Origin of the sequence: Candidatus Megaera venefica (assembly GCF_034554655.1) — a bacterium.
GTDB lineage: Bacteria > Pseudomonadota > Alphaproteobacteria > Rickettsiales > Rickettsiaceae > Megaera_A > Megaera_A venefica.
The window spans coordinates 1-3,095 of record NZ_JARJFB010000173.1; the positions used below are offsets into that span (position 1 = coordinate 1).

At 30.3% G+C, this 3,095-nt stretch carries 3 protein-coding genes; 2 read left to right on the plus strand and 1 reads right to left on the minus strand.

Going from position 1 to position 3,095, the window contains the following annotated elements; all coding sequences use genetic code 11:
- Nucleotides 1-1,673: 1,673 nt before the first annotated feature.
- Nucleotides 1,674-1,958, minus strand: coding sequence for a hypothetical protein (locus Megvenef_RS08285; RefSeq protein WP_322777471.1), 285 nt, complete (start codon nucleotides 1,956-1,958; stop codon nucleotides 1,674-1,676).
- A 188-nt stretch (nucleotides 1,959-2,146) separates the two neighbouring features.
- Here Megvenef_RS08285 and Megvenef_RS08290 point away from each other — a divergent pair, with 188 nt between their 5' ends.
- Nucleotides 2,147-2,683, plus strand: a complete 537-nt coding sequence (locus Megvenef_RS08290) for a hypothetical protein (protein ID WP_322777472.1) — start codon at nucleotides 2,147-2,149, stop codon at nucleotides 2,681-2,683.
- Between the two features lie 84 nt (nucleotides 2,684-2,767).
- Nucleotides 2,768-3,095, plus strand: a 328-nt coding sequence (locus Megvenef_RS08295; protein WP_322776028.1) for a transposase, incomplete at its 3' end; no start/stop codon positions are given.

Consider the following 3,095-nt stretch of genomic DNA (forward strand, 5'->3'; position numbering starts at 1 on the left):
GTTGTTGAAGTTACTTCATTAAACCAATAAATACAGACGTTAAATGAAAAATTAGCAAAAACGCTAACAGAAAATAAAGAAATACAAAAATTAAAAACTCAGTTTGAAATGAAATTATAAGAATTAGAGGTTGACTTGGCAACGAAGCTGAAAGAGGAATAAAGATAAATCTAAAGATTAAAATAAGAAAACGATGGATTAACAAAAATGAAGAAACACTTAGAGGAATCATCTGCAGGATATGAATAGGAATCGGAAGAACTTAAATTTTAAATAAAAATGTTGAAGAGATAGATTAAGTCAATAATCAATTAGAAAATAACAGGCTTGATCGAAAACTTCAGTTTAACGTTCAAATAAAAATTTTCTAAATTTGCTACATATGCAGACATATAAACTTAAGACTATTAATTTGAACTCTTTGCTATTTAAATTGTTAATCAGGCTGCTTTTGATTAAAGCCTCCTAAAATCTTAAAGCTTGCGATAATTATCTGAATTCATCAGTTTCAAGTCTTTGGGAATACAGACAATTAAAAAGAGTGTATGGCCAGCCACTGACAACACCTTCTTTGAAGGAAATATATTTTAAATTGCAAATCCTACCGATGAAGCCAATAATCATAACCCAAATCTAAAAACTCAAACATTCCTCATGAAAACAATAAAAATGCTGAAAACTAATGGTTATCAACCTAAATCTGGAGATGAAGGGAAATAGTTATTAATTCCTAATTTGGCTTCCATGTCAATTTTAAATTAGTTTATTAATTAACTTATAAATAAAGGTGTTAAGCCTCCTGCCTTTAAATTTCCTCAATAATACATGATGTAAGCACAAACAGGTACATAATTTAATATTAACTTATAGAGAATGATAAATATTTCTGCCACATCGAAGAATTAGTTGACGGAGAACTCTTAAAGCTTAATAGTTCTAACCTTCCCTTAAAAGACACTCCTGAATGTTAGTTCTCTAATTCTCTGGTGTATTATTCTTTTAAAAAATTGCAAGAAAAGGCAATGCTTACCAACATTTAAGGAGTTAAGAGTGCCGATGGAACCATTACACTATATGACACCATTTTATGCTCAGACTAAGGATTATAAAGCGATATTGATTTGGGAAATGAAGAAATTGTGAAAATGAAAGATCTCATTGAGAAGGATGGGAAGAAGTATCTAGGAGATTTTTATGAAAAGGTAAAGGATGAGTTCAATAAAAAATGAGTATTCAATCATATTATTCAATAAAATATTTTTAAATTCTTGTATTTAGTCATACTTGCGAGAGACTTTATCTATTATATAGTAATTTAAAAAACTATTTCCAGCAACCACATAATTCAGCATTTTATTATTTAATTATTTTTAATATTAAATTCTTCATCGCAATATCTTTTAGATTAATCAAACTTTCAGAAATATTATTGATAGGGTCACTAGGTTTAGTTGGTATTTGAATTCTGATGTCAATTCTTATTCTAGGCAATTGGAATTATAAGTGATGGTCAGTTGGATTTAGAACGTACATTTGAATGCAGATAGAATCAACAATTCCAGGATGTGAATCATTTAAATAAATCTGGAAAATATATCGACGAGGGTTCTCACATATATTTTAGGTCTGAAACATTCCCATAGAACATGCAACACATTTTCTTCCAATTTGACTTATCCCGTGAATATCTCAATTGCCACTATTTTACGACTGATTTCCCTATTTATAGTGGCTTCTGCTTCCTTCATATTAGCTAAGAAGGTGAAATTAAGTTTTTGCATCAATTCGGTGAATGAGCTGATACTCCTCGAAAGTGTCATTAGAGAATCAAAGGCTTTCAGATCATCCATCCCCTTGGCGTATTTGATCTTGTAAAAATTGATTTGATTCTTGAGATTAGTGACCTTATCATCAGTGAACATGGACAATTTTGCAGGGACTATAACATCAAATTCCATTTATCTCACTAGATGTGCCACTAACTATCCATAAGTATGAACCACAGGAGCAGTTGGTTTATTATATACTACTTCTGTCGACAATCTAGACTCACTTTCGTTTTTCATTTAATATACTTAATATCAATCAAGAGACCTTTGATGAAAAATATCCTGAAAATATTTTGAATTTTAATTAAAATAATAAAATGATTTTAAATGCATTTCAACTAAGATCGGCTAGATCAGCTCTTAACATTGGGGTTAGAGAAATAGGAAGTATTATAGAAGTAAGCAGAACTACTATATCTGTATGGGAAAATCAAAGAAATTTCGAATCAATAAAGACTTCTCAACACCATAATAATATTCTTGTAACCTTTTTTAAGGAAAGAGGAATAAGCTTTCCTAGTGAAAAATCTATAGTATTAGACACAAATGCATCCAATAAATCTGGTTTATTGTCTAGATTTCAAATCCGTGTTGCAAGAGTTGCAATGAATCTAACTCAAGATGAGCTGTCTAAATTGATTGAGATACCTTTATTATTATTAAACTACTTAGAAAAACAACAAAATAGTGTTTATATAGGTAGTACACCAAAAACAATCAATGAGCACCTCTTGCGAAGTTTTTTTGAAAAGAATGGGATACAATTTCCCAAAGATTTTTGGGTCTCTTTAGAAAAAGATCCTAGGGAATTGATAAATAAGTCCCTCCGTCAAAACTCTCCCCGCCTGAATTAACAAGGGGTTTCATGTCATAAACAGCTTACAAAATCCATAAGAAAATGGTATAATTACCGCATAAAGCTTACGGATTTTAAAATTATGCCTATAGAAAATATTACTTTTCTCCAAAAACAAGAAAGGTTATTTGAAGAGAAATTATCTACAAAACTAAATCCTAAAAACAAGTTATATAAACTAAGGGATTTAGTAAATTGGTCTGAACTTGAAGCCAGAGCATTGCCTAACATTGAAATCAAGCAATTTGGTAGAAATAAGAAAGATCATAGAGTAATGCTAGCACTATCAATGCTTCAAGCTATGTACAACGGTTCTGATTCGTTTACGGAGGAAGAGCTAAAGGAAAATATTTATTGGCAATATTTTTGTGGTTATGAATATTTGCAGCAAGATCTTGATGTGTCTGAAG

Coding starts and splice junctions, on each gene's coding strand:
- Megvenef_RS08285 (WP_322777471.1), bottom strand. CDS start 1,958: ATGGAATTTGATGTTATAGTCCCTGCAAAATTGTCCATGTTCACTGAT.
- Megvenef_RS08290 (WP_322777472.1), top strand. CDS start 2,147: ATGATTTTAAATGCATTTCAACTAAGATCGGCTAGATCAGCTCTTAAC.